19 protein-coding genes are annotated in these 25,082 nt (G+C 72.2%); 5 read left to right on the top strand and 14 right to left on the bottom strand.

Annotated elements, in window-relative coordinates:
• Positions 1-209: 209 nt before the first annotated feature.
• Genes MBA17_RS03755 through MBA17_RS03735 form a run of 5 tightly spaced genes read left to right on the top strand, consistent with a single transcriptional unit; the run spans position 210 to position 6,091 of the window.
• Positions 210-1,208: an ABC transporter permease gene (locus MBA17_RS03755; RefSeq protein WP_238494796.1), complete on the top strand. Its 999-nt coding sequence runs from the start codon at positions 210-212 to the stop codon at positions 1,206-1,208.
• Between the two features lie 11 nt (positions 1,209-1,219).
• Entirely contained in the window at positions 1,220-2,998 is a 1,779-nt protein-coding gene (locus MBA17_RS03750) for an ABC transporter substrate-binding protein (RefSeq protein ID WP_238494795.1), read from the top strand.
• Between the two features lie 56 nt (positions 2,999-3,054).
• Positions 3,055-4,032: an ABC transporter permease gene (locus MBA17_RS03745; RefSeq protein WP_238494794.1), complete on the top strand. Its 978-nt coding sequence runs from the start codon at positions 3,055-3,057 to the stop codon at positions 4,030-4,032.
• Between the two features lie 11 nt (positions 4,033-4,043).
• Positions 4,044-5,066 carry an ABC transporter ATP-binding protein gene (locus MBA17_RS03740; RefSeq protein ID WP_238494793.1) on the top strand — a complete coding sequence of 341 codons (1,023 nt, stop codon included), beginning with the start codon at positions 4,044-4,046 and terminating at the stop codon, positions 5,064-5,066.
• 17 nt (positions 5,067-5,083) lie between these two features.
• Positions 5,084-6,091 (top strand): ABC transporter ATP-binding protein, encoded by a 1,008-nt coding sequence (locus tag MBA17_RS03735; RefSeq protein WP_238495035.1) that lies wholly within the window; start codon positions 5,084-5,086, stop codon positions 6,089-6,091.
• 80 nt (positions 6,092-6,171) lie between these two features.
• On the opposite strand, the gene rpe is transcribed toward MBA17_RS03735, so the two are convergent.
• From rpe to gmk, 14 genes are all read right to left on the bottom strand, one after another.
• Complete coding sequence (gene rpe, locus MBA17_RS03730; RefSeq protein WP_238494792.1) at positions 6,172-6,837, bottom strand: ribulose-phosphate 3-epimerase; 666 nt, start codon at positions 6,835-6,837, stop codon at positions 6,172-6,174.
• 72 nt (positions 6,838-6,909) lie between these two features.
• The gene (locus MBA17_RS03725; RefSeq protein ID WP_238494791.1) at positions 6,910-7,887 is read right to left on the bottom strand and encodes a phosphatase PAP2 family protein; all 978 of its coding nucleotides are present in this window, start codon (positions 7,885-7,887) and stop codon (positions 6,910-6,912) included.
• A gap of 217 nt (positions 7,888-8,104) precedes the next feature.
• Positions 8,105-9,508, bottom strand: coding sequence for an RsmB/NOP family class I SAM-dependent RNA methyltransferase (locus MBA17_RS03720; RefSeq protein WP_238494790.1), 1,404 nt, complete (start codon positions 9,506-9,508; stop codon positions 8,105-8,107).
• Positions 9,509-9,578: 70 nt separating this feature from the next.
• Positions 9,579-10,508 (bottom strand): methionyl-tRNA formyltransferase, encoded by a 930-nt coding sequence (fmt, locus tag MBA17_RS03715; protein WP_238494789.1) that lies wholly within the window; start codon positions 10,506-10,508, stop codon positions 9,579-9,581.
• A 5-nt stretch (positions 10,509-10,513) separates the two neighbouring features.
• Positions 10,514-11,062, bottom strand: a complete 549-nt coding sequence (def, locus tag MBA17_RS03710) for a peptide deformylase (RefSeq protein ID WP_238494788.1) — start codon at positions 11,060-11,062, stop codon at positions 10,514-10,516.
• A 62-nt stretch (positions 11,063-11,124) separates the two neighbouring features.
• Positions 11,125-12,561: a hypothetical protein gene (locus tag MBA17_RS03705; RefSeq protein ID WP_238494787.1), complete on the bottom strand. Its 1,437-nt coding sequence runs from the start codon at positions 12,559-12,561 to the stop codon at positions 11,125-11,127.
• 38 nt (positions 12,562-12,599) lie between these two features.
• On the bottom strand, positions 12,600-14,294 hold the full coding sequence (locus MBA17_RS03700) for a hypothetical protein (RefSeq protein WP_238494786.1): 1,695 nt from the start codon (positions 14,292-14,294) through the stop codon (positions 12,600-12,602).
• 82 nt (positions 14,295-14,376) lie between these two features.
• Positions 14,377-16,674: a primosomal protein N' gene (locus tag MBA17_RS03695; RefSeq protein ID WP_274384944.1), complete on the bottom strand. Its 2,298-nt coding sequence runs from the start codon at positions 16,672-16,674 to the stop codon at positions 14,377-14,379.
• A gap of 409 nt (positions 16,675-17,083) precedes the next feature.
• Positions 17,084-18,607, bottom strand: a complete 1,524-nt coding sequence (locus tag MBA17_RS03690; protein WP_238494785.1) for a LuxR C-terminal-related transcriptional regulator — start codon at positions 18,605-18,607, stop codon at positions 17,084-17,086.
• A gap of 389 nt (positions 18,608-18,996) precedes the next feature.
• Positions 18,997-21,201 carry an ATP-binding protein gene (locus tag MBA17_RS03685; protein ID WP_238494784.1) on the bottom strand — a complete coding sequence of 735 codons (2,205 nt, stop codon included), beginning with the start codon at positions 21,199-21,201 and terminating at the stop codon, positions 18,997-18,999.
• A gap of 256 nt (positions 21,202-21,457) precedes the next feature.
• Positions 21,458-22,651: a methionine adenosyltransferase gene (gene metK / locus MBA17_RS03680; protein WP_238494783.1), complete on the bottom strand. Its 1,194-nt coding sequence runs from the start codon at positions 22,649-22,651 to the stop codon at positions 21,458-21,460.
• A gap of 252 nt (positions 22,652-22,903) precedes the next feature.
• Positions 22,904-24,118 (bottom strand): bifunctional phosphopantothenoylcysteine decarboxylase/phosphopantothenate--cysteine ligase CoaBC, encoded by a 1,215-nt coding sequence (coaBC, locus tag MBA17_RS03675; protein ID WP_455432679.1) that lies wholly within the window; start codon positions 24,116-24,118, stop codon positions 22,904-22,906.
• Between the two features lie 86 nt (positions 24,119-24,204).
• On the bottom strand, positions 24,205-24,468 hold the full coding sequence (gene rpoZ, locus MBA17_RS03670) for a DNA-directed RNA polymerase subunit omega (RefSeq protein ID WP_238494782.1): 264 nt from the start codon (positions 24,466-24,468) through the stop codon (positions 24,205-24,207).
• A 23-nt stretch (positions 24,469-24,491) separates the two neighbouring features.
• Entirely contained in the window at positions 24,492-25,079 is a 588-nt protein-coding gene (gene gmk / locus MBA17_RS03665) for a guanylate kinase (protein ID WP_238494781.1), read from the bottom strand.
• Positions 25,080-25,082 lie beyond the last annotated feature (3 nt).

Below are 25,082 nucleotides of genomic sequence, written 5' to 3'. Positions count from 1 at the left end.
AATCCGTGAATAACAGTTTTTATCCATTTAACATTCTCCCAGGTCGGCACCTATTTATGTCAACGGAGAATGCAGCACAACCTGATTTACATTGCACAACGAAACAAAGTGAACTCCTCCGGCCATTGATTTCTGTACTCGCGGTTTGCCATGGTTTTCGCAACCGGGGTTCCCCCGGGTCGTCCCCTGGGAGACCGCGCACGATGACCATGCCCGCACCAGCCGCGCCCGACCTCACCGGCGTGGCCGCCACGGCTGCCGCGCCCGAGACCGCGGGGCGCTCGCCGGGGCAGCTGACGTGGCTGAGGTTCCGCCGCGACCGCACCGGCGTCATCTCCGCCTGCATCGTCCTCTTCTTCCTCCTCACGGCGATCTGCGCGCCGCTCATCTCCCTGGTCTACGGGAACGATCCATACACCCGTTACGGCCAGGAACGCCCCGGCCTGCTGAACGAGTACGGCTGGCCCGTCCTGCCGAACGGCGGCATCAGCGGCGAGTTCTGGTTCGGCCTCGAACCCGGTCTCGGCCGCGACGTCTTCATGATGCTGATCTACGGCATCCGCACCTCGCTGCTGATCGCGGCGGCGGCGACCGTGCTGACCACGGTGATCGGCGTCGTCGTGGGACTCACCGCCGGGTACGCCGGAGGGAAGACCGACTACCTGGTGGGCAGGGTCATCGACATCCTGCTCTCCTTCCCCTCCACCCTGTTCTTCATCGCGTTCATGCCGGTGGTGGAGTCGATCTTCGTCTCCGCCCAGGAGGAGACGCCGATCTGGCTGCGCGCGGCCTCGCTCATCACCGTGCTCACCCTCTTCGGCTGGGCGACGATCGCACGGCTGCTGCGCGGCCAGGTGCTCTCCCTGCGCGAGCGGGAGTTCGTGGAGGCCGCCAGGGTCACCGGCGCCTCCCCCGCGCGGATCATCTTCAAGGAACTCCTGCCCAACCTGTGGACGCCGATCATCATCCAGTCGACGCTGCTGCTGCCGCTGTTCGTCACGTCCGAGGCGGCGCTGTCCTTCCTCGGCGTCGGCATCATCGAGCCGACACCCGACTGGGGCCGGATGATCCAGCGAGGCGCCGAGGTCTACCGCGAGGACATCACCTTTCTCATCTTCCCCGGCATGGCCATTGTGATCTTCGTGCTCGCTTTCAACCTGCTCGGAGACTCGCTCAGGGACGCGCTGGATCCCAAGACACGACGATAAGGAATGACGACATGAGATCTCCGAGCAGAAGGGCCGTGAGCGCCGTCGCGGCTCTCGCGGCGGGCATGCTGGCGCTCTCGGCCTGCGCCCAGGGCGGCGGCGGCGTGACGGCGCCCACGGCCGCGGCGCCGGCCAAGTCGCAGGACGTCAAGGCGCTCAACAAGATCGCGGTGGGCACCGGCGACGACTCCAAGGGACCCGCGGCCCCCGAGCCGGGCGCGGTCAAGGGCGGCACGGTCAACATGATCGACCGCGACGACTTCTCCCACCTCGACCCCGCGCGCATCTACCTGAACTACAACGCCACCGCCTCCAAGCTGTTCACCCGGCAGCTCACCGAGTACAAGGTGGCCGACAACGGCGGCCTCACCCTGGTGGGCGACCTGGCGGTCGACGCGGGCAGCACCGACGACGGCGGCAAGACGTGGAAGTTCACCCTCAAGGACGGCCTGAAGTGGCAGGACGGCTCGCCGATCAGCACCGCCGACATCAAGCACTCCTTCGAGCGCCTCTACGCCCCGTTCGCCACCGAGGGCCCGCCGTACGCCGAGCAGTGGCTGCTCCCCAAGGGACAGAAGTACACCGGCCCGTATGACGGCAAGCACCTCGACACCATCGAGGCCGTCGACGACAAGAACATCGTCTTCCATCTCAACTCGCCCCACCCCGACTTCAACTTCACCGTGGCGATGACCGGCTACGGGGCGGTGCCGAAGAAGCACGACACCAAGGAGAAGTACGACAGGCAGCCCTTCTCCGCCGGGCCGTACAAGATCGTGAGCCACGTCACCGACAAGTCCCTGGACCTGGAGCGCAACGAGCACTGGGACCCGGCGACCGACCCGATCAGGAACGCCTACCCGGACAAGTGGCACATGGAGTTCGGGGTCCAGGCACTCCAGTCGACCGACCGCTTCATCGCCGACAACGGCGCCGACAAGCACGCGATGACCTTCCACAACCCGATCGCCACCGAGCGCATCCAGCAGGTCATCGGCGACCCGGAACTGATGAAGCGCACGATGCAGGGCCTCACCCCGTTCACCACCTTCTACAACATCAACACGACCCGGGTGAAGGATCTCAAGGTCCGCCAGGCGATCATCAAGGCGTTCCCGATGCAGCAGGTCCGCCAGCTCAACGGCGGCGAGCTGGGCATCGGCAAGTTCGCCAGCACGGTGATCAGCCCGACCGTGCTCGGCCACCAGCCCTTCGACCTGTACGGCCAGACCACCAAGCCGCAGGGCGACCCCGAGGCGGCGAAGAAGCTGCTCGCCGAGGCCGGGCAGCCGAACCCGCCCCTCGTCTACGCCTACAACCAGACCCCCACCGGTGAGAAGGCCGCGGTGGTGATCAAGTCGTCGCTGGAGAAGGCCGGCTTCAAGGTGGTCAACAAGCCGCTCAACCCCGCCACCTACTACGACGCGATCGGGCTGCTCGACAACCCCTACGACCTGTACTGGGGCGGCTGGGCGGCCGACTGGCCGACCGGTTCCACGGCCGTGTCGCTGACGTACGACGGACGTCAGCTGGTGGACCACGGATCGAACTACTCCCATCTCAACGTCCCCGAGGTCAACGAGGCCATCGACAAGGCCAACGAGATCCTCGACCCGGTCGAGGCGGGCAAGGCGTGGGCCGCGGTGGACAAGATGATCATGGCTCAGGCGCCGATCGTGCCCGAGTTCTACCAGACCTACTTCGGCCTGTACGGCTCCGGCCTCGGCGGGGTGGAGTTCGACCCGATCACGGGTGAGCAGTCGCCGACCAACGTCTACGTCAAGCAGTAGCCCCTCCCGCGGCGGACGGGTCGGCCGACCCGCCCGCCGCCCTCACCGGAGAGCCCATGTCCCGCTTCCTGCTCCGCCGGCTCCTCGGCGCCGCGGTGATCCTTATGATCATCAGTGCCGTGACGTTCTTCCTCTTCTTCGCCGTCCCCCGCGACCCGGCGAGGTTCGCCTGCGGCAAGATCTGCCCGCCGGAGACCCTGGAGCTCGTCCGGCACAACATGGGCATCGACGAGCCGGTGTTCCTGCAGTACTGGCACTGGCTGATCGGCATCTTCGCCGGCCGCGACTTCACCTACGGCCGCTGCGACGCGCCCTGCCTCGGCTACTCCTTCGTCAACCAGCAGCCGATCTTCGACGCGATCGTCGACCGCTTCCCGACGACGCTGTCGCTGACCATCGGGGCCGCGGTGGTCTTCCTGCTGTTCGGGATCGGCATGGGCATGATCGCCGCGGCGCGGCAGGGCAGACCGGCCGACAAGATCGCCAGCTCGGCGTCGCTGATCGGCGCGTCGATGCAGATCTACTTCGTGGGCGTGCTGGCCACCTGGGTCCTGGTCGACCAGTTGCAGCTCTTCGAACGTCCCGCGTACCACGAGCTCACGGCCGATCCCGTGAAATGGTTCTCCGGGCTGCTGATCCCGTGGCTGGTTCTGTCGATCATCTTCACCGCCAACTACACCCGGATGACCCGGTCGTCGATGGTCGAGCAGCTCAGCGAGGACTACGTCCGCACCGCCCGCGCCAAGGGCATGCCCTCGCGCACCGTGTTCCTCCGGTTCGCCTGGCGCGGCGCCATGGGACCCATCATCACGATCTTCGGTGTCGACCTCGGCGCGCTGCTCGGCGGCGCGATCATCACCGAGCAGACCTTCGTCCTGCACGGGATCGGCGAGCTGTCCATCAAGGCCGTGGTCAACCAGGACCTGCCGATGCTGCTCGGCGTGGTGCTCGTCGCCGCGACCGCCATCGTGCTGTTCAACATCGTCGTCGACGCGGCGTACGCCTTCATCGACCCGCGCGTACGGCTGAGCTAGGAGCGTATCCGTTGACCATCCCGTTCCTGTCGGTCCGCGACCTGACCGTCGACTTCGACACCGAGGACGGCGTCGTGCACGCGGTGGACGGGCTCAGTTTCGACGTCGAGAAGGGCACCACCCTCGGCATCGTCGGCGAGTCCGGATCGGGCAAGTCGGTGACGAACCTCGCCGTGCTCGGGCTGCACGATCCCGCCTACACGAAGATCAGCGGAGAGATCGTCCTCGACGGCCGGGAGCTGACCACGGCGCCGCGCCGCGAGCTGGAGCGCCTGCGCGGGAACAAGGTGGCGATGATCTTCCAGGATCCGCTCACCTCGCTCTCGCCGTACCACTCGGTGGGCCGCCAGATCAGTGAGACCTACCGCAGGCACACCGGCGCGAGCCGCGGCGAGGCCCGCGGGCGGGCGGTGGAGATGCTGCGCCGGGTCGGCATCCCGCACCCCGTCTCCCGCGTCGACGACTACCCGCACCAGTTCTCCGGCGGGATGCGGCAGCGCGTCATGATCGCGATGGCCCTGGTCTGCGACCCCGACCTGCTCATCGCCGACGAGCCGACGACGGCGCTGGACGTGACCGTGCAGGCGCAGATCCTCGACCTGCTCAAGGAACTGCAGGAACAGACCGGGACCGCCATCATCCTGATCACCCACGACCTCGGCGTGGTGGCGAACGCCGCCCAGGAGGTGCTGGTGATGTACGCGGGCAGGGCGGTCGAGCGCGGCACGGTCCGCGAGGTGCTCGGCACCCCCCGCCACCCGTACACCTGGGGGCTGCTGTCGTCGATGCCGCGCCTTCGCTCGTCCGTCGACGTCCCGCTCGTACCCGTCCGCGGCACCCCGCCCAGCCTGATCCACGTGCCACCGGGCTGCCCGTTCCACCCTCGCTGCGACTACCAGGCGCAGGCCGGGCCCGACCTGTGCGTGGGCGACCGCCCCGAGCTCTCCCCGCACCGCGGGCACGGTGACGCCTGCTACCTCACCCCGGCGCACAAGCGCGAGATCTTCGCCGACCAGATCAAGGAACGCCTGTGAGCGACGAACTGCTGGAGATGTCGGGGCTGACCAAGCACTTCCCCGTCATGGGCGGGCTGATCCTCAAGCGGCAGATCGCCAAGGTGCACGCCGTCGACGGGATCGACCTGACCGTCCGGGCGGGCGAGAGCGTCGGCCTGGTCGGCGAGTCGGGCTGCGGCAAGTCCACCACCGGCCGGCTCGCCGCCCGGCTGCTCGAACCCACCGCGGGCGCCATCCGCTACCGGGGCCAGGACATCGCGCACGCCACGCGCAGGGAGCTGAAGCCGATCAGGTCCGAGATCCAGATGATCTTCCAGGACCCGTACTCCTCGCTCAACCCCCGCCAGACCGTGGGCAGTATCATCCGCGGCCCGATGGAGATCCACGACATCCGGCCGCCCGGCGGGCGCGACGCCAGGGTCCGCGAGCTGCTGGAGACCGTCGGCCTCAACCCCGAGCACTACAACCGCTTCCCGCACGAGTTCTCCGGCGGTCAGCGCCAGCGCGTCGGGGTGGCCCGCGCGCTCGCGCTCGAACCCAAGCTGATCATCGCCGACGAGCCGGTCTCCGCGCTGGACGTCTCCATCCAGGCGCAGGTGATCAACCTGCTCCAGGGACTCCAGCGCGAACTGGGCATCGCCTTCCTGTTCATCGCGCACGACCTCGCCGTGGTGCGGCACTTCTCCCAGCGGGTTGCGGTGATGTATCTCGGCAAGATCGTTGAGGTCGCCGACCGCCGGTCACTCTACGAACGCCCCCGCCACCCCTACACGCACGCGCTGCTGTCCGCGGTCCCCGACGCCGACGGCTCCGCACGCGAACGCATCCGGCTGGCCGGCGACGTCCCCTCCCCCATCCAGCCGCCGTCCGGCTGCCGGTTCCGCACCCGCTGCTGGAAGGCCCAGGACCGCTGCGCGACCGACGAACCACCGCTGACCCGCCTCGACGGCGACCTCGACGGCCATCTCACCGCCTGCCACTTCCCCGAGGAACCCACCACCACGGGCCACGACGTCATCCTCGACCCCGCCCTCCAGACCTGACCCACCCGGTGCCGGCGCACCGCGACCGAGCCAGGCACCGGGTCCGGAATCGCGGCCGGACCGCTGCGGTGGCCGGCAGCTCAGGGTCGCGCCGCCCGCTCCGCGAGCCCGCGCAGATCCTCTACGGCACGCGCCGGGTCATCGGCCCCATAGACGGCGCTGCCCGCGACGAACACGTCGGCCCCGGCCTCGGCGCAGCGCTCGATGGTCGTCGCGGAGACCCCGCCGTCGACCTGCAGCCACACCTGGCCGCCGTGCCGGGCGATCAGCGCTCGGGCCCGGCGCACCTTCGGCAGCACCACGTCGAGGAACGGCTGTCCCCCGAAGCCCGGCTCGACCGTCATCAGCAGGAGCATGTCGATCTCGCCGAGCAGGTCCTCGTACGGCTCGACGGGGGTGGCCGGGTTCAGGGCGAAGCCGGAACGGGCCCCGGCCGAGCGGATCTGGCGCAACGTGCGCACCGGGGCCTTGGCGGCCTCGGCGTGCACCGTCACGCTGCCCGCGCCGGCCTCGGCGAACGCCGGGGCGAAACGGTCGGGATCCTCGATCATCAGATGGCAGTCGATGGGTATCGAGGTGGCCTTGAGCAGGGCCTCGACGACCGGCAGGCCGATGGTCAGGTTGGGCACGAAGTGGTTGTCCATGACATCCACGTGCAGCCAGTCGGCGTTCGGCACGGCAGCCGCCTCATCGGCGAGCCGGGCGAAGTCGGCGGACAGGATGCTGGGCGAGATCTGTACGGCCATGATGGGAGAAGTCTATTGCCCACCTCCCACCCGCCCTGTCCACAGCCTGGCGCCACCGCGCGGGCCCGCAGGTCAGCCGGGGCGTCGTACCGGTGCGGGCGGGACCCCGGCGAGGCCGAGCCGGACGAAGACCAGTGGCGCGCCGGCGGTCACCCAGACGCCCACCACGGCGTACCGCAGGAGATCGGCGGCGATCGAGTCGCCGAGTACTCTCCCCACGAGCCAGAGCGCGCCCGCGACCCCCATCCCGAGCGTCCAGCGCAGCACCCGCGCCCAGGGCGGTCCGGCCGCGGCGAACCAGCCCAGCCGGTCGACGGCCGAGGTGCCCACCAGGGCGCCGAACAGGGCCCCGCTCATGGCGCACAGCCGGTCCAGGCTCGCCGGATCGCGCGCGCCGCCCGCGAGCCAGGCCGCCGGCTCCGACCACCCCTCGTGGACGAGCGCCGCGAGCAGACCGGCGCCGAGCAACGTGCCGGCGACCCCCGCCGACAGCAGCACCTGGGCGGCCGGTGACCGCCCGCGCCACCAGGTGGCGACCGGCCCGGCGGCGGCCACGTACAGAGCCAGGACGGCCAGGCCGAGCAGCCAGCCGGCGACCACGTCGGAGATGAAGTGCGCGCCGAGGTAGACCCGGGACAGCGACACGACCGCCACGACGGCCAGGGCGGCCCAGCGCACCGCCCGCCGGGGGAACGCCATCGCCACGACGCCGGCGACCACGACCACGGTCTGGGCGTGACCGGACGGCAGGCCGAAGGATCCCTCGCCGAACAGCACCTGCACCCGCGCGTCGATCCAGGGCGGGCGCGGCTCGTGGAAGATCAGCTTGGCGACCGCGTTCACGGTGGCGGAGAACATAACCGCCAGGCCGATACGGAGGCCGAGCCTCGGACTCAGGCACCAGTAGACCGCCGACAGCAGCACCAGGACCATCGCGTCGGTCCCGACCAGTGACACCAGCCACATGACCGGCTCCAGCCACCCGGGCAGGCCCTGCAGCGCGACGATCGGGCCGATCTCGGCACGGTGCAATTCGTCGAGGAAGTCCACGTCCACCCCCTTCCGGCGTGATCCCGTCCTGCCACGCTACCGGCGATCATGGAGTGGGCTCGCCCTGCGCGACAGGACGCGGGAGGTCGTCACGGCCTACGGGACAGGACTGGTCGTGCCACGCTCGCACGGCCCGCGACAACCCGGCCGGGATCCGCGGCGGTCGGCGCGCCTGCCGGGCCGGCTGCCTCCCGCGCGGCCGCCGCCCCGGCCTGCTTTACCCGGAACGGCGTCTGAGCAGGGCCAGGAACATCGCGTCCGTGCCATGCCGGTGCGGCCAGAACTGGGCGTGCGGCCCTGGTCCCAGCTCGTCCACCTCGGGCAGGAACTCCCGCGCGTCCAGGACCTCGACATCGTCCCGCCGCCCGATCGCGTCGCCCACGACCACCTGGGTCTCCGCCAGGTGCGGCGAGCAGGTCACGTAGGCGACGACGCCGCCCGGCCGTACGGCGTCGAGGGCCGAGTCGAGAAGCCGGCCCTGCAACGCGGCCAGTTCGGGCACGGCGGCCGGGTCGCGACGCCAGCGGGCCTCGGGGCGCCGCCGGAGCGCGCCGAGCCCGGTGCACGGCGCGTCGAGCATGACGCGGTCGAACGCGCCCTCCCGCCACGCGGGCGCGAGCCCGTCCGCAACGATCACCGACGCGTCACGGGTCGTCCGCCACACCAGGCGGGCCCGGTGATACTGCAGGTCGGCGGCGAGCAGATGCCCCCCACCTTGTACGGCGAGCGCGTCGAGCAGGCCCGCTTTGCCGCCCGGACCGGCGCACATGTCCAGCCAGCTGGAGTCTCCGCCGTCCAGCGGGACCCGGGTGAGCGCCAGGGCCACCAGCTGGCTGGCCTCGTCCTGCACCGCGGCGCGCCCCTCGGCGACCGCCGGCACCGAGGCCGGATCGCCCTCCGGCAGGTAGGCGGCGTAGGGCGAGTAGGCGGCGGGGGCCGCGCCCGACTCGGCGAGCTCCTCCACGGTGCTGCGTCCCGGACGGGCGACCAGCGTGACGCGTGGCCGCTCGTTGTCGGCGTCGAGCAACGCCGCGGTCTCCTGCGCGTCACCGCCGACGGCGTCGCGGAGCGCGGTGACGATCCACCTCGGGTGGCTGTGCGTGACCGCGAGGTTGCCGACGAGGTCGTCGTCGGGGTCGGGCGAGACGATCGGCAGCCAGTCGGCCAGCGACCGGGTCGCGACCTTGCGCAGCACCGCGTTGGCGTAGCGGGAGGGCCCGGTGCCGACGCGGAGCCGTACCAGGTCGACGGTGGTGCCGACCGCGGCGTGCGGCGGCACCCTGGTCTTGAGCAACTGGTGGACGCCGATCCTGATCGCGTCGAGCAGCGGCGCGTCCAGGTCCTCGGGCGGCCGGTCGCTGCACGCGGCGATGATCTCGTCGTAGGACCCCAGGCCGCGCAGGGTCCCGTAGGCCAGCTCGGTGGCCAGCGCCGCGTCACGCCCGCTGAGCCGCCGGTCACGGATCAGCTTGGGCATCATCAGGTTGGCGTAGGCGTCCCGCTCGTCCACGGCCCGCAGGACGTCGTAGGCGGTGTTCCTGGCCTCGTCACGGACCGGCTTGCGGGCTCGTGCACGGCCGGCGTCCCCGCCGCCACCGCGTTGGCCCCCACGTTGCGTCATTCCTCAGCTCTCACTCCGCCGACGGCTCGCGCTCCGCCGGCGCTCTCCGCCGGCCTGCCGCTGCCATCGCTCACTTGAACAGGTCGTCGTCCGCCGGCCGTACCCCCCTGGCCCATTCGCCGGCGCTCATCAGGCGCTTGCCCTGCGGCTGCACGTCGCCGAGCTCCACGGGGTGGCTCGCGGTGCCCACCAGGACGCGGTTCTTCACCACGAGGATCTCGCCGGGCCCCAGCCCGGAGGCGTCGGGCGTCGGCCGCAGCGGGCCGAGCTTCACCCGCTGGCCGCGGAACTCGCTCCACGCGCCGGGCGCGGGCGTGCAGGCGCGCACGAGCCGGTCGACCCGGAAGGCGGGCGCCGACCAGTCGACGCGTGCGTCGTCCACGCTGATCTTGGGGGCCAGGCTGACGCCGTCGCCCGGCTGCGGGCGGGCGGCCAGCGTGCCGTCCTCGATGCCGTCGAGCGTGGCCAGCAGCAGCTCGGCACCCGAGATCGCCAGCCGGCCGAGCAGCCCGCCGCTGGTGTCGTCGAGGCGGACCTCCTCGGTCACCACCCCGAACACCGGGCCGGCGTCGAGCTCCTTGACGATCTCGAAGGTGGACGCACCCGTGACCTTGTCGCCGTTGAGCACGGCGTGCTGCACGGGAGCCGCGCCACGCCAGGCGGGCAGGAGCGAGAAGTGCAGGTTGACCCAGCCGGAGCGGGGGATGTCGAGAGCCGCCTGAGGCAGCAGCGCGCCGTACGCCACCACGGGGCAGCAGTCGGGGGCGAGTTCCCTGAGCCGGTCGAGGAATCCGGGATCGCCCGCCTTGGCGGGGCGCAGCACCTCGACCCCCGCCTCCTCCGCCACCTCGGCGACCGGGCTGGGATGGAGCCTGCGCCCGCGGCCCGACTGCGCGTCGGGGCGGGTGACGACGGCGGCGACCTCGTGACGCGGCGAGCCGAGCACGGCACGCAGCGACGGGATCGCGGTTTCCGGAGTTCCGGCGAAGACCAGGCGCACTGTTCCTACAGAGCCTTCCCTTGCGTGGCGTGCGGCGAGAGCTTGACCACGGGGGCGGACGCGCCGGCCCACTCGGCCTCGCGGATCGCCTTCATCGCCTGCTTCCGGTAGGCGGCGTCCATCCTGTCGATGAACAGCACCCCGTCGAGGTGGTCGGTCTCGTGCTGGAAGCAGCGGGCCATCAGGTCCGTGCCCTCCAGGGTGACCGGCTCGCCGTGCATGTCGAAGCCCTTGGCCACCGCGCGGATCGCCCGGGGCGTCGGGAAGGAGAGCCCGGGGAAGGACAGGCAGCCCTCCTCGCCCTCCTCGTCCGTCTCACCGGACAGGTCGAGGTCGGGGTTGATCAGGTGACCTACCTGCTCGTCGACGTAGTAGGTGAAGACCCGCAACCCGACACCGATCTGCGGAGCGGCCAGGCCCGCTCCCGGCGCGTCCATCATCGTGTCGGTGAGGTCCTTGACGAGCCTGCGCAGCTCCTTGTCGAAGTCCACCACCGGGGCCGCGGGGGTGCGCAGCACCGGGTCGCCGAACAGGCGGATCGGCTGAATCGCCAACGGGCCACTCCGTTTCACTCGAGGATGTTCCCAAGTCTACGGCCTCGGCGGATCACGGCCGGTCAGGCGATGGCGCCCGACCTGGCGCGCATGGCCGACTTGCGGGCCGCCTTGGCGACGGACTCCTCGGGATGGTGGGCGGCGAGCAGGTCGAGCACGGCGATGGCGTCGGGGTGGTCGGCGGCCGGCATCTCCTCCACCAGCCGCTCCAGCTCCTCACCGGGGGAGAACGCGTCGAACCCGGCCGGCTCCTCGGGGCCGCCGTCCAGGTGGAGCAGGGAGGCGAGGGTGTCGACCGCCACCCAGGTGCTGTCCGCGGAGCTGAGCGCGGGCGCCTCGAGGTCGCGGATGTGCAGCCAGGAGGCGGCGTACCGCCACATGGTCGGGTCGCCGAGCGCCTCGCGGACGGGCGCCTCCGCCTCCGGCCCCAGCTCCTCCAGGATGGTCCCCGCGGTGCCGCGCTGGGCCGGGGTGCCGGCGGCGGCCACCTCGATCAGCTCCCGCGCGGCGTCCGCGGGGGCGCGGCGCTCCAGCCAGACGGCGACGGCGCTGGGCGCGGCCTCGCCCGCCAGCATCGACTCGACCAGCGCGCGGGCGTCGAGGTCGGCGAAGACGGACACCTCCTCCAGGGTGGGCGCGTCGTGGCCCTCCCGCAGCAGGTCCTGGCGCACGGCCCACAGCCCCAGGGGGCTCAACCGCGGCATGCCCTCGCCGGCTCCCTCGATGAGTCCGCAGTAGGCCAGCAGGTCCAGCGCGCCGGCCAGCTCCCCGGGAAGCGTGACGGTGAGGCGGCGGATCTCGTGCGGGCTCGCCTCGCAGGCCACCTCGTGCGACTGCAGAATGCCTTTGACCAACGTGGCCCCGGCGAGGCCCTCGCTCACGGAGTACATGGTCGCGAGCATTTCGGCCAGGTGGTCGTCGACGACCGACGAGCCGGTCAGCCCTTCGTCGGCGCGGTCGAGGACGTCCATCACCACGCCGTCCCAGAACTCCAGCATGGCCCGGTGGGTGAGTCGCTCGGAGCGGCCCAGCGGGCCGGGCGAGGCGGTGCCGCCGATGATCTGCAGCAGCCCGGTGTTGACCGCGACGACCCAGAGCAGGTGCAGCCTGGTCAGCTCTTCCGCGCCGGTCGCGGCGGACAGGTCCGCGGCCTCGACCGGGAGCCCCAGCTCGGTGACGGCCGCCCTGGCCGCCTCGATCGGCAGCAGACGCTCGGCGGTGACCTGCCGGGTGCCCGTCCATTCGGCGAGCCTGCGCGCGTCGGTGACCAGCGGCACCGAGAGCACCGCCGCGGCCAGCTCCGCGTCGCCCGTCAGCACGACCGGAGGGAAACTCAGCACCTCCGCGCCGCAGTCGGGGCAGTCGCAGCCCTCCGCGTCGGCCGCGATCTCCGAAAGGAGCGCGGTCCGCGCCTCGGGAGGCACCTCCCCCAGGTCATCCACGAGTTGGCGCAACTCGCCGAGATCGAAGACGTTTCCCTTGTTCCCGCTGTTTGCCACTCAGGAAACTTACTGCACGGCAGTCACAGCTGCGTACGTCATCGGATCGATCGGGACCTCGCCTTGAAGGCGGCCTTGCGCGCGGCCTTGGCGACCTGCCGGTCGGACAGCGAGCGTCCGAGCAGCTCCAGGACCGCCACGACGTCCGGGTGATCGACCCGCCACATCTCCTCGATCAGATGGGCGGGCGGGCCGGAGGCGGCCATGTTCTCCGCGAAGATCTCCAGGTCGTCCTCCGCGGCGGGCATGGCGAGCGCGAGCATGTCCACGCTCACCCACAGCATCTCCTGCTGGGTGAGCACCGGCGCCACCAGGCCACGCGAGGAGAGCCAGTGGATCGCGTGCGGCCGCAGCTCGGCGTCGCCGAGATGGGCCCGTACGGCGGGCTCCGCCTCCGCGCCGAGCCTGTCGACGATCGTGACCGCGATGCCCCTCGCCACGGCCGGCGCGCCGCCCGCCGCGGCGGCGAGCAGCTCACCGGCCGCCTCGGCCGCGCCCCTGCGCTGCAGCCAGCGCGCGATGTCCTCCTCGGCCAGCTCGGCGGGCACCCCGGAGAGCAGCCCTTCGATCAGCTCCTGAGCGCCCGCCTCGGCCAGGTCCGCCGCCTCGGGCGCCTCGACGCCGAGACCGGTGTAGTGCTCCCGCATGCCCCAGACCGCCAGCGGGGTCAGCGACACCAGGTCGCTCCTGCTCCGCTCCACCAGCCCGCAGCGGGCCAGCCGAGCCAGCGCGCGGTCCAGGTCGATCGGGTCGTCGTCGCCGAGGTCGATCTCGCCGAGGTACTCGGCCAGGACCTGCTCCGACACGGGCACCTGCACCCGGTAGAGCATGTCGCACAGGTCGTAGAGCTCCTCGTCGAGGGCACGCGTGCCGGTCACCCGGCCCGCGGTCTCCTTCTCCACCAGGAACTCCAGCGCGGCGGCCCACAGTTCGAGCGTGTCGTCGTCGTCGCGGGAGGCGAGCGGGCCGTAGTCGTCGTCGAGGGTCAGCACGGCGCCCTGCGCCTCGGCCACTCCGGTGTAGACGGCGAGGTCCCACAGCAGCGGGGGCTCGTCGATCTCCAGCTCGCGGGCGGCTTCCGCGACGTCCCTGACCCGCATCGCGCCCTTGACCGTCGGGGTGCGCCCGGCGGCGACCATCCAGTCGACCAGGCGGTGCAGGTCGCCGAGCAGGGGAACGCCGCGCGCCGCGGCGGCGAGGTGCGCGCGGGACGCGAGCCGTACGGCGGGCAGCGGCGAACATCCCGGGCAGTCGCAGAACTCCTGGCCGGGATCATCCTCGCGGGCCGCCTCACCCGCGGGGATCGCCACCGGCTCCGGGTGCTCCAGCGACTCGGGACCGATGGCGCTGAAGATGCTCTTGGCCATCCCGAACCGGGAGGTGTCGGCCAGGGCGGCGGGCATCTCCGGCTCGATCCGGTCGAGCGTGGCGCGCATCCGCACCGCGAGGTTGCCGCCCACCTGCCCGGCGGACTGCAGGAAGTCGACCAGGAGGCGAGCCGCCGCCAGGGTCTCCCGTGCGCTCTCCGGCGGAGCGATGACCTTGCGCGGGTAGATGGAGAGCAGCAGCTCCTCGAAGGTCGCCGGGGTGAAGTCGCCGAGCTTCCCCACCTCCAGATAGTCGCTGGCGTAGTCGCAGAGCAGCCGGATCTCGTCGACATCTACGGCGACGCCGTGCGCGCGCCCCCAGGCACGCAGATCGTCGATGGCTCGATTCACCCATTCGATCGACACAGGGAGAAACTAACGGCTTACTGAGGGCACGGCGAATCGGGGAAACCGAGCATCACCCCATACGCCCCCCGAAGAGGGCCTATCAGATGCCTTCCACCGGATCCACGCAGACCCGTACAACCTCCGCCGCCTTTCGGGCCGACCGCACCCCGCTGGCGCCCTTCAGCGCCGCCGCCAGCGCCGTGCCGCTCCCGCGCGGCACTCGTACCAGTGCACGTTCCTGCGGCGATTCGCGTCTCGGCGCCTCCACCGGGACGGGCCCGAGCACCTGTGCCGACCCCGGCAGCCGCGCCTCCGCGAGCATCTCCCTGACGGCGCCGGGCGAGCCGGTCAGCGTCGCCAGCCGTACGGCCGGGGGGAAAGCGAGCTCTAACCGCTCGGACAGCTCACGCTCGGCATGCGTGACGGGATCCCACCGCACCAGTCCCTGTACGGCGGGCACCCCCGAGTCGGCGAGCACCACGAGTTCGGCGGCGGGACGCAGCAGCGCGGCGGCGTTCATCCACCGGCGCAGCGCCTCCTCCGCCGCGCGCAGATCCGGCCGGCCGAGCAGCGCCCAGCCGTCGAGCAGCACGGCCGCCGCGTACCCGCCCTCGGCCACCGGCTCCGCGCCCGGCGTCGCCACCACCAGCGCGCGCCCCGCCCCCACCGAGGCGAGCACCCCGTCCCGCCCGGAGGTGCGCACCGGCACCGAGGGGAACGCCCTGCCGAGTTCCTCCGCGGTCCGCCTGGCCCCCACCACCTGTGCGCGCACCCGGCCGGAGCCGCACGACGGGCAGCGCCACTCCCCCGCGATCCGGCCGCACCACCGGCAGTACGGCGCGTTGTGCCCGCCCCGCAACGCCAGCGGCCCGCCGCACCTCCGTCCTGCCAGCCGCGGCTCCTCCGGCAGACCCGCGGACCCCGCCGGCCCGTCGTCTCCGCCGGTGCCCAGCCCGGCGACGCCGCCGTTGAGCGGGCCGGTCCCCGCCGGCACGGTCGCCCCGAAACCGACCACGCCCGACCCCGCGAACCTCAGGCCGGACGGCTCCTGATCGAACAATCCGGAGCCGCGCTCGCCGACCGGCCGCGCGGTCGCCTGGACGCACCGGGCGGGCGCCCGGCACCCCTGGCAGGCCAGCACCGGGAGATAGCCCCGGCGCGGCACCTGGACCAGCACAGGACCGCTCTCCAGCCCCTGCCGCAGGACCCGCCATGCGAGGCTGGGCAGCCGCGCCGCGCGCGCCGCCGAGTCGCGGGCCAGCTCGGCGTCGTCGCCGGCCGGGCGCACCCTGGGCGCGCGTGCCCTGATCGTCTCCCGGGAGGCGACGATCGGCCGCGCCCAGCCCTGCGCGACGAGCTGGGTGGCCTCCGCCGTACGAGCGTGACCGCCCAGCAGCATCCCCGCGCCCGTCCGGTGCGCCCGCAACGCCAGGACCTCACGGGCATGGGGGTACGGCGCGAGCGGCTCGGCGTGCAGGTCGTCACCGTCGTCCCAGATCACCACCAGCCCGAGATCGCGGACCGGCGCGAACATCGCCGCCCGGGTGCCGACCACGGCCGCCACCTGTCCCCGCAGCAGGCGCAGCCACCGGCGGTAACGCTCGGCGGGCCCCAGGTCCGCCGTCAGCGCGACATGCCGCCCCGCCCCCAGCGCCGCGCCGAGCGCGGCGTCCACGAGGGCCACGTCCTTGCCGTCGGGCATCACCACCACGGCGCCCCTCGCCCCCGCGAGCGTCGCCGCCACCGCCGCCGCGACGGCCTCCGCCCACTCCGGCCGGGCCCCCCGGACCCCCGGCAGCGCCGTCCACACCGCCCGCGGCCCCCGCCCCTCGGTCAGCGCCCCCAGGAACGATCTCCCCATCGGGTAGGCGTCCCACCGGCCTTCCCGATCGATGGCCGCAACGGGCTCGCGAGGGCCCGTCACGGCGTCTCCGGCCGCCCCGGGTGTCTCGGGCTCCGCCTGCCCCGCGAGGTCGCCAGGAGGCGTTTCGGGCTTCTCCTGCTCCACCCGGGCGTGGCGCGGCGGGACCGCCAGGCGGAGCACGTCGGCCAGCGTGCCCGCGTACCGGTCGGCGACGGCCCGTGCCAGGCCAGAGATCTCCGGTGTCAGCACCGGCTCGGGCGAGACGACACGCTCGAGCGCCGTGAGCCTGCCGGTGTGCTCACTGGTCTCCACACGCTCCAGCAGGAACCCGTGCACGAGCTTGCCGGCGAACCTGACCCGCACCCGGCACCCGGGCACGGCCGCGGCGTCGAGCGCCATGGGCACGAGATAGTCGAAGGGACGGTCGAGGTGCGGCAGCGGGTTGTCGACCGCCACCCGCGCGACCGGCGCCACCTCCGCCGGCTCGGCCACCCCCTTGGCCTTGGCCTGCCCCGCCGGCGACACGGCGAGCAACTCCCCCTGAGTCCCCCGCCCGTCCCGCGCCGCCGCCGGCTCCCCGGGCTCCGGTCCGCCCGGCGCCACCTCCTCGGGCGAGGCCTCGCGGGGATTGGGGGCGACCGATTCCACGGATCGCGGGGTGGACAGGGGGTCGCCCTGGCGGGCTCGCTCGGTGGTGGGGTCGGTCACGGACCTGTCCTACCAGATCCGGGACGTGCGGCCGCTCCGGGGCGGGAGCGGCGGGAAGTTGTCTGGCCAGTGGGTCACGCCCGACACTGGAGCGATCCACCCTGTGTCCTCAGGCGGCGGGGGACCCCTCCCGCTCGGCGCCTGAGCGCTGCGGAAACACATTGGCACATCTCGTCACCCACTGGCCGCCCTTAGTGTTCTGGCCGAAGGGGTAATCGCACATCCGGAAAAGTGCCTATATGTCAGCCCAATGATGGCGTTCGGCGAACCAGGTGGCCACTTGGGTACGCGAAACGAGCCCGCCCTTGGCGAGAATGTTCCGGACGTGTGCGTCCACCGTACGCTTGGCGATCAGCAGATGCGCGGCGATCCGGGGATTGGACAGACCCTCGGCGATCAGCTCGGCGATCTGAAGCTCCCGGGGCGTGAGAACGTCGGTGACCGGCCGTCCGATCCGGACGCCGCCGGCGGCGGCCGGTGCGGGCGCGCGCTCGTCCACCCGCGGCTCCGCCCGCCGCGCCACCGGCGTCCCGCCCCGCAGATCCAGCCCGAACCGCCGGTAGGTCTCCAACATCCGGTAACGAGGCCCGTCCGCCAGCACGATGGAGCCCTCCGCCAGTTCGGCGAGCGTCTCCCCCACCCACCCGGCCGCCAAGCCCTCGGGAGCGCGGCCCGCCTCATCCGCCACCACCCGCTCCGCCGTCTCCAGATCGAAGTCGCCGCCGACGGTGGACAGGCACGTCCACAGGAATCGTTGATCGGCGCCGCACAGGTCGTGGCTCCAGGCCACGGCGGCGCGCAGGTCGTGGTGGCGCGGCTGGGCGGCGGCCCCCGCCCCGGCCGGCAGGGTGAACATGTCGTCGAGCCGTTCGAGCAGCTCCCCGGTCGCGAGCGAGCGGGTACGCGCGGCGGCCAGCTCGATCGCCAGGGGGAGGCCGTCGAGCCGGCGGCAGATCTCGGCCACGGTCGCCAGCACCTTCGGCGTGAGCGAGAACTCCGGGTCGAAGGCGACGGCCCGCGCGGCGAACAGGGCCACGGACGGGGAGGCGGGGTCGGGGCTGCGCGAACCGGGGAGGGGCAGCGGAGGCAACCGCAGCACGCGCTCCCGGTCCGTCCCGAGGGGCCGCCTGCTCGTCGTCAGGACGCGCAACCGGGGCGCCCCCAGGAGCAGCGCCTCCACCAGCCGGGCCGCCTCCGGGCGGACGTGCTCGCAGGTGTCCAGCACGATGACCGCCCGGTGCCCGCGCAGGGCCCGCGCCAGCCCGTCGGCCGACCGGAGCTCGCCGCCGACGCCCAGCGCCGCCGCGACGACCGCCACGAGCTCCGCCGCGACGCCGTCGCCGGGATTGGTCGCCGCCTGCCGGACGGGATCGCCGCCGCCGTCCGGCGGCACGACGGCATCCGACGGCACGGCGGCGGCGTCCTTCTCCGCCTGCCGGACCGGGTCGTCCCCCGCCTGCCGGACCGGGTCGTCCCCCGGCTGGACCTGCCGTGCGGTGCCCGTACGCCGGCCGGGACCGTCCCCGGCGACGGCCGGCCGTACGGAGCCGAGGTCCACGTGCCACAGGCCGTCGGGGGAGCGCCGGCGCAGTGCCTCGGCGACGCGCAGGGCGAGACGGCTCTTGCCCACCCCGGCCGGCCCGGTCACGGTGAGCAGCCGTCCCTCCTCCAGGAGGCGCACCCCGGCCATCACCTCGTCGGCACGGCCCACGAAACTGGTCAGCTCGGCCGCGAGATTGCCTGCACGCCGCTCGGCCATGGTCCACCTCCCTGGAAGCCGTCGAGCCGGACGGGGACCTGGAGCGGTCCCGCGCATCCGGACGCGCGCCACCACGGGCACGTCGCGGAGGTTAGCACGACGGCACCCCCCGCCGGCCGACACCGTGAAACCCGCTATGGAACGTTCTTTCGCCCCCGTCGCCGCAGCCCCACGAGGCGGCGTCTCTCCCGGGGGACGGCCGGCCCGCCCGCTGTCAGGCGGGGCGAGACCCCCGGCGAGAAGCCCGGAAAGCCGACCGGCGTCACGGAACGGTCTCGGGAAGCAGCATCACGGTGAACGTGAACCACAACGGCAGGAGCTCCAGCTTCTCGGCCGGCGCCCACGACAGCCCTCGCCCGACGACGGCGGCCGGTCACGACCACCCCGGGTCAGCGGTGCTGGATGGCCCAGACGGCGATCTGGCTGCGGGCGGCGAGGTCGAGCTTGGCGAGGATGTGCTCGACGTGGGTGTCGACGGTCCTGCGGCCGACGACCAGGCGCTGCGCGATCTCCCGGTTCGTCAGTCCTTCGGCGACGAGGTCGGCGACCTCCCACTCGCGGGGGGACAGCGGGGAGGGCGGCTCGGCCGGCGTGACGGCGACGGGCTTGTCGGCGGCGGCGCCGAGGGCGTAGCTGATGGCCTCGTCCATCGACATGGCGCTGCCCTCGGCGGCGGCGTCCTCGTACTCGGCGGGCGGCAGCGCACGCCGCAGACGCTCCTCGCACTGCGCGTGCTCGGCCAGGAAGTGCGGCGAGCCGTACAGGGGCTGGCGGACCTGCCGCCACTGGCCGTGGGAGGCGTGCAGGAGGCGGGTGACCCAGACGGGGTCCTCCTGGCCGGCCGCGAGCCAGGCCACGAGTTCGAGGCAGAGGGAGGCGCCGCTGGCGTCGTGCAGCCGCTGCTGGATGCCGAGCGCCTCGCGGGCGAGGGTGAGCGCGCCCGTGTCGTCGCCCCTGGCGCGCAGGACGAGGCTGAGCCCGAGGTCGGCCCAGGACCGCGCCCATGACTGGCCCGACTCCTCACAGGCCCGCCGGCACGCCTCCAGCACCTCGGCGGCCTCCTCCAGCCGGCCGAGCCACAGCCGGGTGATGCCGAGCTCGACCATCGCCGTCAGCACCACGATGTCGGTCGTCCCGCTGGTGTCGCGCACCCCGACGGCCTCGGTGAGGTGCACGTCGGCGGCGGCCAGGTCGCCCTCGGCGTACGCGACGGTGCCGCGCATCTTCACCAGGTGCGTGTGGCACAGCGGGTCCTCGTGCGCGACGGCGTGCTGCTCGCTCTCCTCAAGGGTCCGCCGGGCGGTACGGAGGTCGCCCTGGGCCACCAGCACGTAGGACAGCAACAGGAGCAGCCGCACCCGCAGCGACTCCTCCGGCCGCCCGACCCGGACGAACCAGTCCATGTAGTGCCTGCCCTCGCGGGCCATGCCGCAGCCGATCCACAGGAACGTCAGGGCGGTGACCATCCGCACGCCGACGTCGGTCTCGGCGGGGTCGGCGGCGCAGAACTCCAGCGCGGCCCGCAGGTTGGGCCACTCGCCGCGAACCTGTGACCACAGCCCGGCCTGGTCGCCGCCCGCCGGCACCCGCGAGGCGGCGCGGGCCACCCCCAGGTAGTGGTCCCGGTGCCGGGCGAGGAAGACGCGGCGGCACTCCGGGCTGCGCATCTGCGACGCGCCGAACTCCCTGATGCTGTCGAGCATCCGGTACGTCGTGCGGTCGGCCTCCTTCACACAGACCAGGATCGACTTGCCGACCAGGCCGTCGATCGCCGGATAGACGCGTTCGGCCGGGATGTCGTCGTCGACGCAGACGGCCTCGGCGGCCACCAGGTCGAAGCGGTCGGGGAAGACCGACAGCCCGCTCCAGAGCCGGCGTTCCTCCTCGGTGCACAGGTCGTGGCTCCAGGCGATGGCGGCCTGCATGGTCCGGTGGCGGGCGTCGGTGGCGTCCGCGTCGCCGTGGACGAGCCAGAACCGCTCGTCCATGAGGTGCAGGATCCGCTCGACCGACAGCGAACGGGCGCGTACGGCGGCGAGCTCCAGGGCCAGCGGGATCCCGTCGAGGCGCAGGCACAGCTCCGCGACGGAGTCGGCGTTCCGCTCGGTGAGCTCGAACTCGGGGTCGACGGTGGCGACCCGGTCGAGGAAGAGCGCGACGGACTCGCACCCGGCCAGCGCGGCGACGGAGTCCCTGTCCTGTTTCGTGGGCACCGCCATCGGGCGGATCATCAGGCTGTGCTCTCCCGGCGCGCCGAGCGGCTGCCGGCTGGTGGCCAGCACGCGCAGGCCGGGGGCGGCGGCCAGCAGGGTCCGCACCAGCCGGGAGCAGGCCTCCACGAGGTGCTCGCAGGTGTCGAGGACCAGCAGGAGCTGCTTGTCCGCGAGGTAGGCGGCCAGGACGTCGGCACCGGCCAGCGGCGACTGGTCGGGCACCTCGAAGGCCCGCGCCAGGACCTGCGCCAGCCGCTCGGGGTCGGTGAGGCTGGACAGCTCGACCAGCAGGATGCCGTCGGCGAAGGCCCTGCGCATGCTCTCCGCGGCCTTGAGGGCCACACGGGTCTTGCCGACCCCGGCGATCCCGGTGACCGTCACCAGACGCGAACGTTGAAGAGTTCGCCGGACGTCAGCGGTTTCTTTACGCCGTCCGACAAAGTTCGTCAGCTCGGCAGGCAGTCCTTGCCCACTTGACACCATGAGCCGGTCACCCACTCCCCCAAGATCCCAAACCACAATCTTGGAACGGCAGCATTGAGATGTCCAGAAATGTCGCTATATCAGCCCCCGATACCACGATGCCTCCGGACACGCGGACGCCCCGCCCTGGACAGGCGGGGCGGCGTGCGAAACCTCAGAGGCCGGCGGCGGTGCGCAGCGCCTCCGCACGGTCGGTGCGCTCCCAGGAGAAGTTGGGCTCCTCACGGCCGAAGTGGCCGTAGGCGGCGGTCTCCGAGTAGATCGGGCGAAGCAGGTCGAGGTCGCGGATGATCGCGGCCGGGCGCAGGTCGAAGACCTGGAGAACGGCCTTCTGGATCTCCTCCACCGGCAGCTTCTCGGTGCCGAAGGTCTCGACGAACACACCCACCGGGTGCGCCTTGCCGATGGCGTAGGCGACCTGGACCTCGGCGCGGTCGGCGAGCCCGGCGGCCACCACGTTCTTGGCCACCCAGCGCATCGCGTAGGCCGCGGAACGGTCGACCTTGGACGGGTCCTTGCCCGAGAACGCGCCGCCGCCGTGGCGGGCCATGCCGCCGTAGGTGTCGACGATGATCTTACGGCCGGTCAGCCCGGCGTCGCCCATCGGGCCGCCGATCTCGAACCGGCCGGTCGGGTTGACCAGCAGCCGATAGCCCTCGGTGTCGATCTCCAGACCGGCGAGCACGGGGTCGACCACGTGCTCCTTGAGGTCCGGCGCGAGCATCTCCTTGAGGTCGATCTCGGCGGCGTGCTGGGTGGACACGACGACGGTGTCGAGCCGGACCGGACGGTCGCCGTCGTACTCGATGGTGACCTGGGTCTTGCCGTCGGGACGGAGGTAGGGCACCGTCCCGCTCTTGCGGACCTCGGACAGGCGACGGGCGAGGCGGTGGGCGAGCATGATCGGCAGGGGCATCAGCTCGGGCGTCTCACGGCACGCGTAGCCGAACATCAGGCCCTGGTCACCGGCACCCTGGCGGTCGAGGTCGTCGACCCCTTCGCCTTCCCGGTTCTCGTAGGCGTCGTCGACGCCCTGGGCGATGTCGGGCGACTGCGCGCCGATGGACACCGACACGCCGCAGGAGACGCCGTCGAAGCCCTTGTGCGAGGCGTCGTAGCCGATCTCAAGGATCTTCTCCCGGATGACGCCGGCGATGTCGACGTAAGTCTCCGTCGTCACCTCGCCCGCGACATGGACCTGGCCGGTGGTGATCATCGTCTCGACCGCGACCCGGCTCTTGGCGTCGTCCTTGAGCATGGCGTCGAGGATCGCGTCACTGATCTGATCAGCGATCTTGTCGGGGTGGCCCTCGGTGACAGACTCGGAGGTGAACAGGCGACGGGACAACTCAGTGGCTCCTCATGCAGCGGCTGCTGGCGAATGGGGCTCCGGCGTGTGTCACACCACGAGCGCTATCGCCGAAGTCTAGCCCCACCTTAGTCGGCCGAGCGAAATCGTCCGTGTCCTGAAGTGCTACAAGTGGCCGCGGCGGGAAGCCCGCACCCGCGCGCCGCCAGGGCCCAGAGCGACCCGCCGCGCGCCGGTCGCCCGCAGGGCCGGGCCGCCCCTGCCGTACGGCGGAGGCGCCCCTTACGGCGCTCAGGAGAGACGGGCGGCGACCAGGTCCCAGACGACGTGGGCCAGGTCCTCCTTGGGGCCCCGGGGGATCTCGACGGGAGCGCCGCCGGCGCTCAGCACGACGGCGGCGTTGTCGGGCGTGCCGAAGGCGAGGTTCTCGCCCACCTGGTTGACCACCAGGAGGTCGCAGCCCTTGCGTTCGAGCTTGGCCCGGCCGTTGCGCAGGATGTCGTCGGTCTCGGCGGCGAACCCCACGACGACCGTGCCCGCCGGCAGCTGTCCCGAGCGGCGTCGCTCCCCCAGCTCGGCCAGGATGTCGGGGTTCTTCACCAGGCGGATGGGGTCGGGCTCGCCCGCCGTCTTCTTGATCTTGGAGTCCTGCCGCTCGGCGGGCCGGAAGTCGGCCACCGCCGCGGCCATCACCACGGCGTCGGCCGCCGCGGCCGCCTCGATGACGGCGGCCCGCAACTCCCTCGCCGACTCCACCCTGACCACCTTGGCGCCCGCCGGATCGCCGAGCGCGACGTTGGCGGCGACGAGGGTGACCTCCGCCCCGCGGGCCAGCGCGGTACGGGCCAGGGCGAAGCCCTGCAGGCCCGACGAGCGGTTGCCGAGGAAGCGGACCGGGTCGAGCGCCTCGCGGGTGCCGCCCGCGGAGACCACCACGTGCCGGCCGGTGAGGTCGCGCGGGCGGCCGGCGAGCACCAGGCGGCACAGCTCGAAGATCTCCCGAGGGTCGGGCAGCCGGCCGCGCCCGGTGTCGGCGCCCGTCAGACGGCCGACCGCGGGATCCAGCACCACGGCGCCGCGTTCGCGCAGGGTCGCCACGTTGGCCCGGGTGGCGGGGTGTTCCCACATCTCGGTGTGCATCGCGGGCGCGAACACGACAGGACACCGCGCCGTGAGGAGGGTGTTGGTCAGCAGGTCACCCGCGATGCCGTGCGCGGCCTTCGCCAGCACGTCGGCGGTCGCGGGGGCCACCACCACCAGATCGGCCTCCTGGCCGATCCGCACGTGGGGCACCTCGTGCACGTCTTCCCACACCTCTGCGGTGACCGGGTGACCGGACAGCGCCGCCCACGTCGGCTCCCCGACGAAGCGCAGCGCCTCTCTGGTGGGCACGACGCGGACGTCGTGACCCGACTCGGTGAACAGCCGCAGCAGCTCGCACGCCTTGTAGGCGGCGATCCCGGCACTCACCCCCAGAACGACTCCGGGGCGAGCCTCGTCGATCACGCCGCCTCCTTCTGGCGAGCCGGACGCGTCCTTCTGGCGAGGCGTCCTTCTGGCGAGGCGTCCTTCTGGCGAGCAGGACGGGGCTCTCAGCCCTCGATGGGCTCGGAGGTGAGCAGGCCTTCGCTGACCTCGCGCAGGGCGATGGACAGGGGCTTCTCCTGGGCGTGCGTCTCCACCAGGGGGCCCACGTATTCCAGCAGGCCCTCGCCGAGCTGGGAGTAGTAGGCGTTGATCTGGCGGGCCCGCTTGGCGCCCATGATCACAAGGCTGTACTTGCTGTCGACCACTTCGAGGAGCTGGTCGATCGGCGGATTGGTGATGCCTTCGGCAACCGGGGCAGTGACTGCCACGTTGAAACCTCTCGTCAAATGGTTTACGCGCTCAGCAAGGCTATCAGGCGGTGGCACACATCCTGGACGGACGTGTTGACGAGGGCCAGGTCGAACTCCTTCTCCGCGGCGAGCTCGACGCGGCCGGCGTCGAGACGGCGGGCGATCACGTCCTCCGGCTCGGTGCCGCGGCCTCGCAGCCGGCTCTCCAGCTCCTGCCAGCTCGGCGGTGCTAGGAAGACCAGCAGCGCCTCCGGCATGGTCTCGCGGACCTGCCTGGCGCCTTGGAGGTCGATCTCCAGCAGGGTGGGCACCCCCGCCTCCAGATGCTCGAGCACCGGGCCGCGCGGCGTGCCGTACCGGTTGCCGGCGAACTCGGCCCACTCCAGCAGCTCGCCCTCGGCGATGAGGCGGTCGAACCCCGGGTCGTCGGCGAAGAAGTACTCGACCCCGTGGGTCTCGCCGGGACGCGGTTTCCTGGTTGTCACCGAGACCGACAGCCACACCTCCGGGTGTGCCCGCCGGAGCTCGGCGACGACCGTGGACTTGCCGACGCCCGACGGCCCGGACAGGACCGTCAGACGCCTTCCGGATCGCCCGGGGCGGACCCCGGGACGCTCCGCCGAAGGCATGAA

The organism is Dolomitihabitans soli, from assembly GCF_022213955.1.
Taxonomy (GTDB): domain Bacteria; phylum Actinomycetota; class Actinomycetes; order Streptosporangiales; family Streptosporangiaceae; genus Streptosporangium_A; species Streptosporangium_A soli.
Note: the sequence above shows the minus strand (reverse complement) of the source record. Positions and strands in the feature narration are given on the sequence as shown.

Excerpts from the sequence above, each read along its gene's own strand:
- gmk (WP_238494781.1), bottom strand. The coding sequence starts at position 25,079 with ATGCCTTCGGCGGAGCGTCCCGGGGTCCGCCCCGGGCGATCCGGAAGG.
- MBA17_RS03745 (WP_238494794.1), top strand. The coding sequence starts at position 3,055 with ATGTCCCGCTTCCTGCTCCGCCGGCTCCTCGGCGCCGCGGTGATCCTT.
- MBA17_RS03690 (WP_238494785.1), bottom strand. The coding sequence starts at position 18,607 with ATGGCCGAGCGGCGTGCAGGCAATCTCGCGGCCGAGCTGACCAGTTTC.
- MBA17_RS03735 (WP_238495035.1), top strand. The coding sequence starts at position 5,084 with ATGTCGGGGCTGACCAAGCACTTCCCCGTCATGGGCGGGCTGATCCTC.
- MBA17_RS03720 (WP_238494790.1), bottom strand. The coding sequence starts at position 9,508 with ATGACGCAACGTGGGGGCCAACGCGGTGGCGGCGGGGACGCCGGCCGT.
- MBA17_RS03755 (WP_238494796.1), top strand. The coding sequence starts at position 210 with ATGCCCGCACCAGCCGCGCCCGACCTCACCGGCGTGGCCGCCACGGCT.
- rpe (WP_238494792.1), bottom strand. The coding sequence starts at position 6,837 with ATGGCCGTACAGATCTCGCCCAGCATCCTGTCCGCCGACTTCGCCCGG.
- MBA17_RS03750 (WP_238494795.1), top strand. The coding sequence starts at position 1,220 with ATGAGATCTCCGAGCAGAAGGGCCGTGAGCGCCGTCGCGGCTCTCGCG.